At 60.5% G+C, this 15,824-nt stretch carries 13 protein-coding genes; 11 read left to right on the forward strand and 2 right to left on the reverse strand.

Annotated elements, in window-relative coordinates; translation table 11 throughout:
* Nucleotides 1–184 precede the first annotated feature (184 nt).
* Both LOY38_RS07240 and gap read right to left on the reverse strand, forming a co-directional pair.
* Nucleotides 185–649 carry a methylglyoxal synthase gene (locus LOY38_RS07240; protein ID WP_007903352.1) on the reverse strand — a complete coding sequence of 155 codons (465 nt, stop codon included), beginning with the start codon at nucleotides 647–649 and terminating at the stop codon, nucleotides 185–187.
* 201 nt (nucleotides 650–850) lie between these two features.
* On the reverse strand, nucleotides 851–1,852 hold the full coding sequence (gene gap, locus LOY38_RS07245) for a type I glyceraldehyde-3-phosphate dehydrogenase (protein ID WP_258699423.1): 1,002 nt from the start codon (nucleotides 1,850–1,852) through the stop codon (nucleotides 851–853).
* A gap of 219 nt (nucleotides 1,853–2,071) precedes the next feature.
* Between gap and edd the strand changes: the two genes are divergently transcribed.
* The 11 genes from edd (at nucleotide 2,072) to LOY38_RS07300 (ending at nucleotide 15,795) form a co-directional block, all read left to right on the forward strand.
* On the forward strand, nucleotides 2,072–3,898 hold the full coding sequence (gene edd / locus LOY38_RS07250; RefSeq protein ID WP_019651699.1) for a phosphogluconate dehydratase: 1,827 nt from the start codon (nucleotides 2,072–2,074) through the stop codon (nucleotides 3,896–3,898).
* Nucleotides 3,895–4,845: a glucokinase gene (locus tag LOY38_RS07255; protein ID WP_258699424.1), complete on the forward strand. Its 951-nt coding sequence runs from the start codon at nucleotides 3,895–3,897 to the stop codon at nucleotides 4,843–4,845. Before edd ends, LOY38_RS07255 begins: the two co-directional genes overlap by 4 nt.
* Nucleotides 4,846–5,001: 156 nt before the next feature.
* Nucleotides 5,002–5,733, forward strand: coding sequence for a response regulator (locus LOY38_RS07260; RefSeq protein WP_258699425.1), 732 nt, complete (start codon nucleotides 5,002–5,004; stop codon nucleotides 5,731–5,733).
* A gap of 31 nt (nucleotides 5,734–5,764) precedes the next feature.
* The gene (locus LOY38_RS07265; RefSeq protein WP_408980618.1) at nucleotides 5,765–7,192 is read left to right on the forward strand and encodes an ATP-binding protein; all 1,428 of its coding nucleotides are present in this window, start codon (nucleotides 5,765–5,767) and stop codon (nucleotides 7,190–7,192) included.
* Nucleotides 7,193–7,420: 228 nt separating this feature from the next.
* Nucleotides 7,421–8,680, forward strand: coding sequence for an AGE family epimerase/isomerase (locus tag LOY38_RS07270; protein WP_258699426.1), 1,260 nt, complete (start codon nucleotides 7,421–7,423; stop codon nucleotides 8,678–8,680).
* Between the two features lie 129 nt (nucleotides 8,681–8,809).
* Nucleotides 8,810–10,117 (forward strand): ABC transporter substrate-binding protein, encoded by a 1,308-nt coding sequence (locus tag LOY38_RS07275; protein WP_258699427.1) that lies wholly within the window; start codon nucleotides 8,810–8,812, stop codon nucleotides 10,115–10,117.
* Nucleotides 10,118–10,301: 184 nt separating this feature from the next.
* On the forward strand, nucleotides 10,302–11,210 hold the full coding sequence (locus LOY38_RS07280) for a carbohydrate ABC transporter permease (RefSeq protein ID WP_007902369.1): 909 nt from the start codon (nucleotides 10,302–10,304) through the stop codon (nucleotides 11,208–11,210).
* Complete coding sequence (locus LOY38_RS07285; RefSeq protein WP_102616685.1) at nucleotides 11,203–12,048, forward strand: carbohydrate ABC transporter permease; 846 nt, start codon at nucleotides 11,203–11,205, stop codon at nucleotides 12,046–12,048. Before LOY38_RS07280 ends, LOY38_RS07285 begins: the two co-directional genes overlap by 8 nt.
* A gap of 3 nt (nucleotides 12,049–12,051) precedes the next feature.
* Nucleotides 12,052–13,212 (forward strand): ABC transporter ATP-binding protein, encoded by a 1,161-nt coding sequence (locus LOY38_RS07290; RefSeq protein WP_258699428.1) that lies wholly within the window; start codon nucleotides 12,052–12,054, stop codon nucleotides 13,210–13,212.
* 220 nt (nucleotides 13,213–13,432) lie between these two features.
* Nucleotides 13,433–14,779 (forward strand): carbohydrate porin, encoded by a 1,347-nt coding sequence (locus LOY38_RS07295; protein WP_258699429.1) that lies wholly within the window; start codon nucleotides 13,433–13,435, stop codon nucleotides 14,777–14,779.
* Between the two features lie 116 nt (nucleotides 14,780–14,895).
* Complete coding sequence (locus LOY38_RS07300; protein WP_258699430.1) at nucleotides 14,896–15,795, forward strand: D-hexose-6-phosphate mutarotase; 900 nt, start codon at nucleotides 14,896–14,898, stop codon at nucleotides 15,793–15,795.
* Nucleotides 15,796–15,824: the final 29 nt, after the last annotated feature.

Consider the following 15,824-nt stretch of genomic DNA (forward strand, 5'->3'; position numbering starts at 1 on the left):
AGCATAGTTCAAAAAACTGGCGGACTGGATGAAATCCTGTGGGAGCGAGCCTGCTCGCGATAGCGGTCTTTCAGTCGACATCCATGGTGAATGTCAGTCCGTCATCGTCGGAACGCCGCCCGGAGCAGGCTCGCTCCCACAGGGGATTTGTGTCAGAAGGCTATCGAGAGTGATTCCGTGCGCTTTACCCGCGCCCCAGCAGATAGGTCGCGTAATCCGGGATGCGGTGTTCGTGAGCCTGATCCATCAACGGACTGCTGAGCAGGTAGTCGGCGCTGCATTCATTGCAGGCCACCGGGATGTTCCACACCGCCGCGACCCGTAGCAGCGCCTTGATGTCCGGGTCGTGGGGTTGCGGTTCGAACGGGTCCCAGAAGAACACCAGCATGTCGACCCGCTGCTCGGCGATTCGCGCGCCGAGTTGCTGATCGCCGCCCAGCGGACCGCTGATCATGCTCTCCACGGGCAGGTCGAGGCGTTGTTGCAACAACAATCCCGTGGTGCCGGTGGCGACCAGTTCATGCTGCGCGAGTTTGTCTTTCTGCCGCTCGGCCCAGTCCAGCAAAAACACTTTGCAATGGTCATGGGCGACCAGGGCGATACGCTTGCGCGCTGCCAGGGTCTTTTGCGTAAAGCTGATACCGATCATCGCTTGCTGCTCCAGACGAAAATGCGCCTGCGACGACGCATTTTTTGACGTTGCCAATACCCGTAGGAGCTGCCGCAGGCTGCGATCTTGTGATTTTGATCTTCTCGGAATCGCTGAAAATCAAGATCAAAAGATCGCAGCCTTCGGCAGCTCCTACGGGGCCGCGTCCAACAAAGAATGAGGCGTCGTGCGCCCCATCATTTATTCGGCGTTGCAGAGCGCCAGGCAGTTATCGAGCATGCGGTTGGAGAAGCCCCACTCGTTGTCGTACCAGGCCAGCACTTTGAGCAGCTTGCCGCTGGACTTGGTGTGGTTGGCATCGAAGATCGACGACAGCGGGTTGTGGTTGAAGTCGCTGGAAACCAGCGGCAGGGTGTTGTAACCCAGAATCTTCGAGTGCTGGCTGGCGTGTTTGAGCATCGCGTTGACTTCATCGGCCGATGCTTCACGCTTGAGCTGCACGGTCAGGTCCACCAGCGACACATTGATCACCGGAACACGCACCGCCATGCCGGTCAGTTTGCCCGCCAGTTCCGGCAGCACCAGGCCCACCGCTTCAGCGGCGCCGGTCTTGCTCGGGATCATGTTCTGGGTGGCGGAGCGGGCGCGGTACGGGTCGGTGTGGTAGACGTCGGTCAGGTTCTGGTCGTTGGTGTAGGCGTGGATAGTGGTCATCAGACCGCTTTCGATGCCCAGTTCGCGGTGCAGCACCTGGGCCACCGGGGCCAGGCAGTTGGTGGTGCACGAAGCGTTGGAAATGATCTGGTGCGATTGGCGCAGAACGTCGTGGTTAACCCCATAAACCACGGTGGCGTCGGCGCCTTTGGCCGGGGCCGAGATAATCACTTTGCGCGCGCCGGCCGTAATATGCGCGGCGGCTTTGGCACGGTCGGTGAACAGACCGGTGCATTCGAACACGACGTCGACCTTCTCCGCGGCCCAGGGTAGTTCGGCCGGGTTGCGAATGGCGCTGACCGAAATGCGATCGCCGTTGACGGTCAGGCTTTCCTGATCGTGCTGGACATCGGCATCGAATGTGCCGTGAACGGTGTCGTACTTGAGCAGGTGAGCATTCATAGAGCTGTCGCCCAGATCGTTGATCGCTACGATCTGCAGATCCTGACGATAGCCTTGGGTATACAGTGCGCGCAGGACATTACGGCCGATACGGCCAAAACCATTGATTGCGATTCGAAGAGTCATTTACAGCGCCGCCGTCGATTTGTTGTTGGAATTACAAGATTATTCGCAAAAAAATAGAAAACAAGCCTTTTTAGTGGCAATATTTTGTTTTATCTACAACGAGTGACCTGAATCAACTGGTCCGAATGATCAAGAAAACCGTCTGTCGTCCCAATCACAGCGGTGTTTGATCAGCATAGACAATCAGGTCGCCACATCCGTTAGCCTGGAGTTCTACACATGCATCCCCGCGTCCTTGAGGTCACCGAACGGCTTATCGCCCGCAGCCGCGCCACGCGTGAGGCTTACCTTGCATTGATTCGCGGCGCGGCCAGCGACGGCCCGATGCGCGGCAAGCTGCAATGCGCCAACTTCGCCCATGGCGTGGCCGGGTGTGGCAGCGACGACAAGCACAGCCTGCGGATGATGAACTCCGCCAACATCGCGATTGTTTCGTCATATAACGACATGCTCTCGGCGCACCAGCCGTACGAAGTCTTTCCTGAACAGATCAAAAAAGCCCTGCGCGAAATCGGCTCCGTCGGCCAGTTCGCCGGTGGCACCCCGGCGATGTGCGATGGCGTGACCCAGGGCGAACCGGGCATGGAACTGAGCCTGCCGAGCCGTGAAGTGATCGCGTTGTCCACCGCCGTGGCGCTGTCCCACAACATGTTCGATGGCGCGCTGATGCTCGGCATCTGCGACAAGATCGTGCCGGGCCTGATGATGGGCGCGTTGCGCTTCGGTCATCTGCCGATGATCTTCGTACCGGGCGGGCCGATGGTGTCGGGCATCTCCAACAAGCAAAAAGCCGATGTGCGCCAGCGCTACGCCGAAGGCAAGGCGACCCGCGAAGAGTTGCTGGAATCGGAGATGAAGTCCTACCACAGCCCCGGCACCTGCACTTTCTACGGCACCGCCAACACCAACCAGTTGCTGATGGAAGTCATGGGCCTGCACTTGCCGGGCGCCTCGTTCGTCAACCCGAACACCCCGTTGCGCGATGCCCTGACCCGCGAAGCGGCGCATCAGGTCACCCGCCTGACCAAGCAGAATGGCAACTTCCTGCCGATCGGCGAAATCGTCGACGAGCGTTCGCTGGTCAACTCCATCGTGGCCCTGCACGCCACCGGCGGCTCGACCAACCACACCCTGCACATGCCGGCCATCGCCATGGCCGCGGGCATCCAGTTGACCTGGCAGGACATGGCCGACCTCTCCGAGGTGGTGCCGACCCTGAGCCACGTGTACCCGAACGGCAAAGCCGACATCAACCACTTCCAGGCAGCGGGCGGCATGTCGTTCCTGATCCGCGAACTGCTGGAAGCCGGCCTGCTCCACGAAAACGTCAACACCGTGCTCGGCCATGGCCTGAGCCGCTATACCCAGGAACCGTTCCTCGAAAACGGCGAGCTGGTCTGGCGCGAAGGCCCGATCGAAAGCCTCGACGAAAACATCCTGCGTCCGGTGGCTCGCGCATTCTCGCCAGAGGGCGGTTTGCGCGTGATGGAAGGCAACCTCGGCCGTGGCGTGATGAAAGTCTCGGCGGTCGCGCTGGAAAACCAGGTCGTCGAAGCACCGGCCATGGTGTTCCAGGATCAACAGGACCTGGCCGATGCGTTCAAGGCCGGTTTGCTGGAGAAGGATTTTGTCGCCGTGATGCGCTTCCAGGGCCCGCGCTCCAATGGCATGCCGGAACTGCACAAGATGACGCCGTTCCTCGGTGTGCTGCAGGATCGTGGCTTCAAAGTCGCACTGGTGACTGACGGGCGCATGTCCGGCGCCTCGGGGAAAATCCCGGCGGCGATCCACGTCAGCCCCGAAGCTTATGTGGGTGGCGCTTTGGCGCGGGTGCGTGAGGGCGATATCATCCGCGTCGATGGCGTCAAAGGCACCCTGGAGCTTAAGGTGGACGCCGAAGAATTCGCAGCGCGCGAACCGGCCAAAGGCCTGTTGGGCAACAACATCGGCACCGGTCGCGAACTGTTTGGTTTCATGCGCATGGCCTTCAGCTCCGCAGAGCAAGGCGCCAGCGCCTTTACTTCTGCCCTGGAGACGCTTAATTGAAACTGGCTTTGGTCGGTGACATCGGTGGGACCAACGCACGTTTCGCGTTGTGGAAAAACCAGCAGCTGGAATCGGTCCGGGTGCTGGCGACGGCAGACCACGCCAGCCCGGAGGAAGCGATTGCGCTTTACCTGAGCGGGCTGGGCCTGGCGCCGGGTTCGATCGGTTCGGTGTGCCTGTCGGTGGCAGGCCCTGTGAGCGGCGATGAATTCAAGTTCACCAACAACCATTGGCGGCTCAGTCGCAAGGGTTTCTGCACGACCTTGCAGGTGGATCAACTGCTGTTGGTCAACGACTTCTCGGCCATGGCCCTGGGCATGACCCGTTTGCAGCCGGGCGAGTTTCGGGTGGTCTGCGAAGGCAAGCCCGAGCCGTTGCGGCCGGCGGTGGTGATCGGTCCGGGCACTGGCCTGGGCGTGGGCACGTTGCTCGATCTGGGCGAGGGCCGTTTTGCCCCGCTGCCGGGGGAGGGCGGTCACGTCGATCTGCCGCTGAGCAGTCCGCGGGAAACCCAGTTGTGGCAGCACATCTTCAATGAAATCGGCCATGTCAGCGCTGAAACAGCGTTGAGCGGCAGTGGTTTGCCACGAGTCTACCGGGCGATCTGCGCGGTGGACGGTCACACGCCTGTGCTCGACACGCCTGAGGCGATCACGGCGGCCGGGTTGGCGGGCGATCCGATTGCCCTGGAAGTGCTCGAGCAGTTCTGTTGCTGGCTCGGGCGCGTGGCGGGCAACAATGTGCTGACCACGGGGGCACGCGGCGGCGTGTACATCGTTGGCGGGGTGATTCCACGGTTTGCCGATTTTTTCATCGAAAGCGGTTTCGCCCGCTGCTTCGCCGACAAGGGCTGCATGAGCGATTATTTCAAAGGTATTCCGGTGTGGCTGGTGACAGCGCCATATTCCGGGTTGGTGGGCGCGGGTGTGGCGCTGGATCAGGCTTAGACCGAGTCGACTTCATCGCGGGCAAGCCCGCTCCCACAGGATCACCTGAATCCTTGTGGGAGCGGGCTTGCCCGCGATGGCGCCCGAACAGGCAACAAATTTCCAAGGTTCATCAGGCATAATCCTACCTAACACAAACAACAAGGACGCCTTCCCGTGAGCTCAGTCAACAAGTCGATTTTGTTGGTCGATGACGATCAAGAGATACGCGAGTTGCTGGACACCTACCTGACCCGTGCCGGTTTCCAGGTCCGCACCACGCCCGATGGCGCAGGCTTTCGTCATGCCCTGAACGAGGCGCCGAGCGATCTGGTGATCCTCGACGTGATGCTGCCGGACGAAGACGGTTTCAGCCTCTGCCGCTGGATCCGCCAGCACCCGCGCCAGGCCCATGTACCGATCATCATGCTCACTGCCAGTTCCGACGAGGCCGACCGCGTCATCGGCCTGGAACTGGGTGCCGACGACTACCTCGGCAAACCCTTCAGCCCCCGTGAATTGCAGGCGCGCATCAAAGCCTTGTTGCGCCGCGCACAGTTCGGTCAGGAGCGTTCCGGCGGTGAAGTGCTGGCCTTCGACGACTGGCGGCTGGACATGGTCAGCCATCGGCTGTTCCACACCGACGGCGAGGAAGTGATTCTCTCCGGCGCCGATTTCGCGCTGCTGAAACTGTTCCTCGACCACCCGCAGGAAATCCTCGATCGCGACACCATCGGCAACGCCACCCGTGGCCGCGATTTGATGCCGCTCGATCGTATCGTCGACATGGCGGTCAGCCGTTTGCGTCAGCGCCTGCGCGACACCGAAAAACCGCCACGGCTGATCCGGACCGTGCGTGGCAGTGGCTACCAACTGGCAGCCAGCGTGGTTGCCGGCAATGGTCACTGAGTTCCTGCGCAAGCTCGCCGGGCGCGTGCCGGTGCCGCGCTCACTGCTCGGGCGCATGTTACTGCTGACCCTGCTGGCGGTGCTGTTCGCTCAGACGCTGTCGAGTGTGATCTGGGTCTCGCAACTGCGCGCCACCCAGCTCGAGGGCCTGGTCACCAGCGCCCGCAGCCTGGCCCATTCGATGACGGCCAGCGTCAGTTATTTCCGCTCATTGCCGGTGGCGTTCAGGCCGTTGGTGCTCGACCAGTTGCGCAGCATGGGCGGCACCCGTTTCGTGGTGACCCTCAACGACAAACCCTTGGGGATGGAAGTGCTGCCGATCACGCCGCGCAAAGAAGCGGTGCTCAAGGCGGTGGACGAAGTACTGCGCCAGTCGCTGGGCCAGGACGCGGATATTTCGGTGACGTTCGTCAGCCCCGAAGATTTGCGGATCTTCAACGGCGGTTTGAAGCTCGATGAATTGCCGCGCTCCTGGGCGCATTACGCGTTGACTCTGGAGCCGGTGAACCCGCCGGTGCTGGTCACGCAAATCCAGATGGCGCCGGGCGAATGGCTGTACATCGCCTCGCTGTTGCCCGAGCCCTACACCAGTCTTGAAGAACAAGGCCTGCCGGCGCAGCAGGTCTGGTTCATCGTGCTCACCAGCGGTTTCTTGCTGCTGTTCATCGGCCTCCTCGTGCACTGGCAGAGCCGACCACTCAAGCGATTGGCGCGGGCGGCACGGGACATGTCTCTTGGCGCCGAGGTCGAACCGGTGGCCGAGGGCGGCGGCAGTGAAGTGGTGGAAGTGGGCCGCGCCTTCAACGCGATGCGCGAGCGTATCAGCCGTTACCTGACCGAACGCAGCCAGTTGTTCAGCGCGATTTCCCATGACTTGCGCACGCCGATTACCCGGTTGCGATTGCGGGTGGAATTGCTTGAAGACGAAAAGCTGCAGGCCAAGTTCGGTCGTGACCTGGATGAGTTGGAGTTGCTGGTCAAAGGCGCGCTGCAATGCGTGAAAGACACCGACATCCACGAGAATATCGAGCCGGTGGACCTCAATCATGTGCTCGACTGTCTGGTGGAACCGTATCTGGCGCCCAACGGCAATGGCCGCGTGACCCAGCAGGGGCGGGCGCTGGCGCCGTATCCGGGCAAGCCGCTGGCGCTCAAGCGCTGCATCGGTAACCTGATCGACAACGCCTTGAAGTACGGGCAGAACGCGCATCTACACATCGATGATGACGAGAGCGCGTTTGTCCTGCATGTCGACGATGAAGGGCCGGGCGTACCGGAGCAACGGCTGGAACAGGTGTTCGAGCCGCACTTCCGCTTGGCCGGCCAGCAGCAGGGCTATGGTCTGGGGCTGGGGATTGCGCGCAACATTGCCCATAGCCATGGCGGTGAAGTCAGCCTGCAAAACCTGCGTGAAGGCGGGTTGCGGGTGACACTGCAGTTGCCGCGTAGTGTTGATTAGGAAGACCGCGTTATCGTTCATCGCGGGCAAGCCCGCTCCCACATTGGATTTGTGTACGACGCAGAACCCCTGTGGGAGCGGGCTTGCCCGCGATGGCGTCAGATCATTCAACACATGCCTGAAGGCTAATGTCACAACTCGGTGACATAACTCGCCCCCTTCGTTACCTGCCCATCACCGACCGTTGTTTAGACTGGTCTCCGTCATAACAACAAAAAAAGGTACCGCATGGACACCTTCCAACCCGCCTTCAGCAGTTGGCTGAACGCGCCTGCCCATCAGCAATGGCTCGCCGCCGAAGGCCTGCGCCTGTTGGCGTTTGCCAAGGCTTCAAAGCTTGCCGAAGGCTTCGGCAACCTCGACGATCAGGGCCGCCTCCCGGCCAACGCGCAAGCCGAAACCATGAACACCGCGCGCATGACCCACAGCTTCGCCATGGCCCACATCCAGGGCCTGCCGGGTTTTGCCGAGCTGGTGGATCACGGCATCAAAGCCCTCAGTGGGCCGCTGCGTGATGCCGAACACGGAGGCTGGTTCGCCACGCCCGAACACCGTGACGGCAATACCGGCAAAGCCGCTTATCTGCATGCCTTCGTGGCGTTGGCTGCGAGCTCTGCGGTGGTCGCTCAACGTCCCGGCGCGCAAGCCTTGCTCGACGACGCGATCCACATAATCGATAGCCGTTTCTGGAGCGAAGAGGAGGGTGCCATGCGCGAATCCTTCAACCGCGACTGGAGCGTCGTGGAAGCCTATCGCGGTGCCAACAGCAACATGCACGCCACCGAAGCCTTCCTCGCTCTGGCCGATGTCACCGAGGACAACCGCTGGCTGATTCGCGCCCAGCGCATTGTCGAACGTGTCATTCACGATCACGCCGCGGCCAACGATTACCTGGTGGTCGAGCATTTTGACCGCGACTGGCAGCCGCTGCGCGACTACAACCGCGACAATCCGGCCGACGGTTTCCGCCCTTACGGCACCACGCCGGGTCATGGTTTCGAATGGGCGCGGCTGTTGCTGCACCTTGAAGCCGCGCGGGCACAGGCCGGGATGCTCACGCCGGGCTGGCTCGCCACCGATGCGCAAAAACTCTTCGAGCACAATTGCCGTCACGGTTGGGACGTCGACGGTGCTCCGGGCATCGTCTACACCCTCGACTGGGACAATCGCGCGGTGGTTCGCCATCGTTTGCACTGGACTCATTGCGAAGCCAGCGCCGCCGCCAGTGCGCTGCTCAAACGCACCGGTGACGAGCAATACGAGCACTGGTACCGACTGTTCTGGAAATTTTGTGACAGTCATTTTATCGACCGCTGCGATGGCAGCTGGCATCACGAGCTCGACCCGCTGAACCGTCCGAGTGCTGATATCTGGGCCGGAAAACCCGACCTGTATCACGCCTGGCAAGCTGTATTGATCCCGCGCCTGCCGCTGGCGCCAAGCATGGCCACTGCGCTGGCGCAATTGTCCCAGAGCGTTGCTGTGTAACCAGCCATGTAACCATATGGTGACATTCGCGCGTCCCTTCGTTACCTGCGAAGGGGTATCCCCTGTTTAGAATCCTATGCAGCGCAAGCACCAGACTTGCATGCATAACAACAAGAAAGGTACTACTAGATGAATGCGATCTCTCGCCTCGCTACTGTCATTTCTCTCGCTTCGCTGCTTCCCGTTGCTGCATTCCCGCTCAGTGCCCTTGCCGCCGATGCCAAAGGTTCGGTGGAGGTCGTTCACTGGTGGACGTCTGGTGGTGAAAAAGCAGCGGTCGATGTGCTCAAGGCTCAAGTCGAAAAAGACGGCTTCACCTGGAAAGACGGCGCAGTCGCCGGCGGCGGCGGTTCCACGGCCATGACCGTACTCAAAAGCCGCGCCGTGGCCGGTAACCCGCCAGGCGTTGCCCAGATCAAGGGTCCGGACATCCAGGAGTGGGGCAGCACTGGCCTGCTCAGCACCGATGCCCTGAAAGACGTTTCCAAATCGGAAAACTGGGACAGCCTGCTGATCAAGAAAGTCTCCGATACCGTGAAATATGAAGGCGATTACGTTGCCGTGCCGGTGAACATTCACCGCGTCAACTGGCTGTGGATCAACCCGGAAGTCTTCAAGAAAGCCGGGATCGACAAAGCGCCGACCACCCTCGAAGAATTCTATGCCGCTGGCGACAAGCTCAAGGCCGCCGGCTTCATCGCGCTCGCTCACGGCGGCCAGCCTTGGCAGGACAGCACCGTGTTCGAAGACGTGGTGCTCTCGGTCATGGGGGCTGACGGTTACAAGAAAGCCCTGGTCGACCTGGACCAGAAAACCCTCTCCGGGCCAGAGATGGCCAAGGCCTTCACCGAGCTGAAAAAAGTCACCGGCTACATGGACCCGAACCGCGCCGGTCGTGACTGGAACATTGCTGCCGCCGACGTCATCAACGGCAAGGCCGGGATGCAGATGATGGGCGACTGGGCCAAGAGCGAATGGACCGCCGCGAAGAAAGTAGCGGGCAAGGACTACCAGTGCGTGCCGTTCCCGGGCACCGAAAAAGCCTTCACCTACAACATCGACTCGATGGCCGTGTTCAAGCTCAAGGCTGATCGCAAAGGCGACATCGCCGCCCAGCAAGACCTGGCCAAGGTCGCTTTGGGCAAAGACTTCCAGAAAGTCTTCAGCATCAACAAAGGCTCGATCCCGGTGCGTACCGACATGCTTAACGACATGAGCGCGCTGGGCTTCGATTCTTGCGCTCAAGCGTCCGCCAAGGATTTCCTGGCTGACGAGAAGACCGGCGGCCTGCAACCGAGCATGGCGCACAACATGGCCACGTCCCTGGCCGTGCAGGGCGCGATCTTCGATGTGGTGACCAACTTCATGAACGACAAGAACGCTGACCCGGCCAAGGCCAGCGCGCAACTGGCATCGGCTGTCAAAGCCGCCCAGTAACTCCTGACACAAACTGATCCTGCGTGGAATGAGATTGTGTGGGAGCGGGCTTGCCCGCGATGCAGGCGACTCGATTTAACTTCGAACCGTGTTGATGGCATCGCAGGCAAGCCAGCTCCCACAGGGTCCTGCTCCCACAAGGGATCGCTGTGTCGGTTCATTCCTCTTCACCTGGATTATCCCGATGAGCTCTGTGGCGGTTTTCAGCAAAGCCTCACCGTTCGACGCACTGCAGCGCTGGCTCCCCAAGCTGGTTTTGGCGCCAAGCATGCTGATCGTCCTGGTTGGTTTTTACGGTTACATCATCTGGACATTCGTACTGTCCTTCACCAATTCCAGCTTCATGCCGAGCTACAAGTGGGTCGGCCTGCAGCAATACATTCGCCTGATGGACAACGATCGCTGGTGGGTCGCGAGCAAAAACCTCGCGGTGTTCGGCGGCATGTTCATCGGCATCAGCCTGGTGCTGGGCGTTTTCCTCGCCGTGCTGCTGGATCAGCGCATTCGCAAGGAAGGCTTCATCCGCACCGTTTACCTGTACCCGATGGCGCTCTCGATGATCGTTACCGGTACCGCATGGAAATGGCTGCTCAACCCAGGTCTTGGTCTGGACAAGATGCTGCGTGACTGGGGCTGGGAAGGCTTTCGTCTCGACTGGCTGGTGGATCAGGATCGCGTGGTGTATTGCCTGGTGATCGCCGCCGTATGGCAAGCCTCCGGGTTTGTGATGGCGATGTTCCTGGCCGGCCTGCGTGGCGTCGATCAGTCGATCATCCGCGCGGCGCAAGTCGACGGTGCGAGCCTGCCGACCATCTACCTGAAGATCGTGTTGCCGAGCCTGCGCCCGGTGTTCTTCAGCGCCTTCATGATCCTCGCGCACATCGCGATCAAGAGCTTCGACCTGGTGGCGGCGATGACCGCGGGCGGTCCCGGTTACTCATCCGACCTGCCGGCGATGTTCATGTACTCCTTCACTTTCAGCCGTGGCCAGATGGGCATTGGTTCGGCGAGCGCCATGATGATGCTCGGCGCGATCCTGGCGATTCTGGTGCCGTACCTGTACTCCGAATTGCGAGGCAAACGCCATGAGTAATCAACTTGGCAAACCAGGTATCAGCTTCAGCCGCATCGCCATTTATGCAACCCTGTTGCTGGCCGCGGCGATCTATTTGGTCCCGTTGGTGGTGATGCTGCTGACCAGTTTCAAATCGCCGGAAGACATCCGCACCGGCAACCTGTTGAGCTGGCCGCAAGTGATTGATGGCATCGGCTGGATCAAGGCCTGGGACAGTGTCGGCAGCTACTTCTGGAACTCGGTGAAAATCACCGTGCCGGCGGTACTGATCTCTACGTTCATCGGTGCCATGAACGGTTACGTATTGTCGATGTGGCGCTTCCGTGGTTCGCAACTGTTCTTCGGTCTGTTGTTGTTCGGCTGCTTCCTGCCGTTCCAGACCGTGTTGCTGCCAGCCTCGTTCACCCTCGGCAAGATCGGCCTGGCCAACACCACCACCGGCCTGGTGCTGGTGCACGTGGTCTACGGCCTGGCGTTCACCACGCTGTTCTTCCGCAACTACTACGTGAGCATTCCGGATGCGCTGGTCAAGGCGGCGCGGCTGGATGGCGCGGGCTTCTTCACGATTTTCTGGAAGATCCTGCTGCCGATGTCGATCCCGATCGTGATGGTCTGCCTGATCTGGCAGTTCACGCAAATCTGGAATGACTTCCTGTTCGGCGTGGTCTTCGCCAGTGGCGATGCCCAGCCGATTACCGTGGCCCTGAACAACCTGGTCAACACCAGCACCGGGGCCAAGGAATACAACGTTGATATGGCCGCCGCGATGATCGCCGGGCTGCCGACACTGCTGGTCTACATATTCGCTGGCAAGTATTTCCTGCGTGGGCTGACGTCCGGCGCGGTCAAGGGGTAGAACATGGCAACTCTCGAATTACGCAACGTCAACAAGACCTACGGTGCCGGTTTGCCGGACACCCTGAAAAACATCGAACTGAAGATCGACGACGGTGAATTCCTGATCCTGGTCGGTCCATCGGGCTGTGGCAAATCCACCTTGATGAACTGCATCGCCGGACTTGAAAACATCAGCGGCGGGGCGATCCTGGTGGACGACGCCGACATCAGTGGCATGAGCCCGAAAGATCGGGACATCGCCATGGTGTTCCAGTCCTACGCGCTGTACCCGACCATGAGCGTGCGCGACAACATCGCGTTCGGCCTGAAGATTCGCAAAATGCCCACCGCCGAAATCGACGAAGAAGTCGCTCGCGTGGCCAAGCTGCTGCAAATCGAACACCTGCTCAATCGCAAGCCGGGTCAGCTCTCCGGTGGTCAGCAACAACGCGTGGCCATGGGCCGGGCGCTGGCACGGCGGCCGAAGATTTACCTGTTCGACGAACCGCTGTCCAACCTCGACGCCAAGCTGCGGGTCGAGATGCGCACCGAAATGAAACTGATGCACCAGCGCCTGAAAACCACCACGGTCTACGTGACTCACGACCAGATCGAAGCCATGACCCTGGGCGACAAGGTTGCGGTGATGAAGGACGGGATCATTCAGCAGTTCGGCACGCCGAAAGACATCTACAACAACCCGGCCAACCTGTTCGTGGCGAGCTTCATCGGTTCGCCGCCGATGAACTTTATCCCTTTGCGTTTGCAGCGCAAGGAAGGTCGGTTGGTAGCGCTGCTCGACAGCGGTCAGGCGCGCTGTGAATTGCCGTTGGGCATGCAGGACGCCGGGCTCGAAGACCGCGAAGTGATCCTCGGCATGCGCCCGGAGCAGATCGTGCTGGCGAACGGCGAGCCGAACGGATTGCCGACCATTCGCGCCGAAGTGCAGGTCACCGAGCCGACCGGTCCCGACACCCTGGTGTTCGTCAACCTCAACGACACCAAGGTCTGCTGCCGTCTGGCACCGGACGTCGCGCCGGCCGTGGGTGAGACCCTGACTCTGCAATTCGATCCATCGAAAGTGCTGCTGTTCGATGCCAAGACCGGTGAGCGTCTGGGTGTAGCGGGCCTGCCAAAGACCGAGGCCCACAGTGCCAACGTGGCGCAGTTCAAAGGCCGCTGAAGATCAAGTGTGGGAACGGGACTATGTGGGAGCGGGCTTGCCCGCGATGCAGGCGACTCGGTTCAACGTTGAATCGAGTTGATGCCATCGCAGGCAAGCCAGCTCCCACGCAACCCCGCTCCCATTGGGGGATATGTGGCGGGTGCACGCCATCCGTCGCAATCGATGTAAACCGCGTTAGATAAAAACAGTTAATAAAAATAAAGACGAGGATGTAGGGATGAAGAAGAAGAACAACGCTCAGCTTATCTGCCAATTGTCGGCTGTTGCGGCGATGATGCTGGCCGGCAGCGTGCACGCGGCTGACGCGTTCAGCGCCGATTCCAAGTGGATGACGGGGGACTGGGGTGGCGAGCGGACCAAGCTGATCGAGCAAGGTATCGACATCAAGGCCGACTATGTCGGTGAAGTGGGCGGCAACCTGCATGGCGGCTACAACGACGACAAGACGGCACGTTACGCCGACCAGTTTGGTTTGGGCGTGGCGCTGGACCTGCAAAAGCTGTGGGGCTGGGATAACACCCAGGCCAAGATCCAGTTCACCAACCGTAACGGTCAGAACATCTCCAATGACCGCGTCGGCGACCCGCGTGCTGGCACCTTGAGTTCCTCGCAGGAAGTCTACGGCCGTGGCCACATGGTCCGTCTGACCCAGTTGTGGGTCCAGCACCAGTTCCTCGACGGTAAACTGGACGTCAAAGCCGGTTACTTCGGCGAAGGCGAAGACTTCAACACCTTCCCTTGCGAGTTCCAGAACCTGGCGTTCTGCGGTTCCCAGGCGGGTAACTGGGCGACCGGTATCTGGTACAACTGGCCGGTCATGCAGGCGGCGCTTCGCGTGAAGTACAACATCACGCCTGAGTTCTATGCGCAGATCGGCGCATACAACCAGAACCCGTCGCAACTTGAGCACGGTAACGGCTTCAAGCTCAGCGGCAGTGGTACCAAGGGCACCGTCTTGCCGGTTGAACTGGTCTGGTCACCGAAGGTCAACAACCTGCCGGGCGAATACCGTGTCGGTTACTACAAGAGCACTGCCGACGCCAATGATGTCCGTGAAGACGACAACGGCAACGATGCAGCGACCACCGGCAACGCCTATCGCAGCCACAACAGCAAGCACGGCTACTGGTTCGTGGCGCAGCAACAACTCACCAGCCACAACGGTGATGCTTCACGCGGTCTGAACATCGCGGCCAACGCTACCTTCCACGACAAGGACACCAACTTCGTCGACAACTACCAGTCGCTGATGTTTGTTTACAAGGGCCCGTTTGATGCTCGTCCAAAAGACGACGTCGGGATCGGTTTCTCTCGTATCCATGTCAACGATGACGTGAAGAAAAACGCCGAGTTGGTCAACGCCGCCAATGGTGTCACCGACTACAACGATCCGCTGTTCGCGCCACTGCGCAGCACCGAGTACAACTACGAGATCAACTACGGTTTCCACGTTACCAACTGGTTGACGGTACGTCCTAACCTGCAATACATCACTCACCCAGGTGGTGTGGATGAAGTTGATAACGCGCTGGTGGCCGGCCTGAAAATTCAGTCGGTGTTCTAACGCTGTTGCGATAAGCTCCTCTCTATGTGCGCATTTTTGCGGACGGCCATGGCTGTCCGCTTTTTTTTGGGGGTGGCGCACCCTCGGGTGACAGATGATTTTCAGGACCGTGGCACATGCTTGAGCATCCGCTACAACGCTTCTTCAAATCCTTGCGCGAACGTCCGGTGTTTGCGTGGGAGCGCTATCAGATGCGCGATGTGCTGGTGATTGACCATCCGCTGTGTCAAGCGGTGTTCAGTCGTCAGGGCGCGCAGTTGCTGCACTTCCAGCCAAAGGGGCAGAAACCCTGGCTGTGGTGCGCGGCGAAATGGCCTCATGTCGGTGCGATTCGCGGCGGCGTGCCGGTGTGCTGGCCTTGGTACGGCCGCCATCCAAGCGAAAACGCCTGGCCGTCCCATGGCTGGGCGCGCCTGCTCGACTGGAAACTGCTCGACAGCACCAGTGATGACGATGGTGTGCACCTGCACTGGCAGTTACAGCTGTGCGACTGGCAAGTGGACTTGCACGCGCACCTGGGCGAGCGCATGGATTTGCACCTGAGCACCGAGCATCAGGACGACATGCCGTGCCAGTTGAGCCAGGCGTTGCACGCCTATTGGCGTATTGGCGACGTGGGTGAGGTAGCGCTGTCCGGGCTCGACGGCGCGCAAGGCTACGACCAGTTGAACCGTCAGGTTTGCCAGCAGGAAGGTGAGTTGCGGGTCGATGGCGGGTGTCAGCGAGTGTTCCAGCATGACGGCGAATTACAGCTCAAGGACCACGCCTGGCAGCGGCAATTGTGCATCGACACCGGTGACCATGCGGACACGGTGGTCTGGCATCCGGGCTCGCGGCCGCTGTTGGGGGTGAGCTGGAACGAGGTTTTAGAGTTCGTCTGTGTGGAAGCGGCCAGCGGCGGCACCGACAGCCTGTGCCTGGCACCGGGGGAGCGGGCACATTTGAGTTTGCAGGCGAGGGTGATCGTTCCCACGCTCGGCGTGGGAATGCCTCAAGGGACGCTCCGCGTCCAGTGACGCGGAGCGTCACGGGCTGCGTTCCCACG

Source organism: Pseudomonas sp. B21-015 (genome assembly GCF_024749285.1).
Taxonomy (GTDB): domain Bacteria; phylum Pseudomonadota; class Gammaproteobacteria; order Pseudomonadales; family Pseudomonadaceae; genus Aquipseudomonas.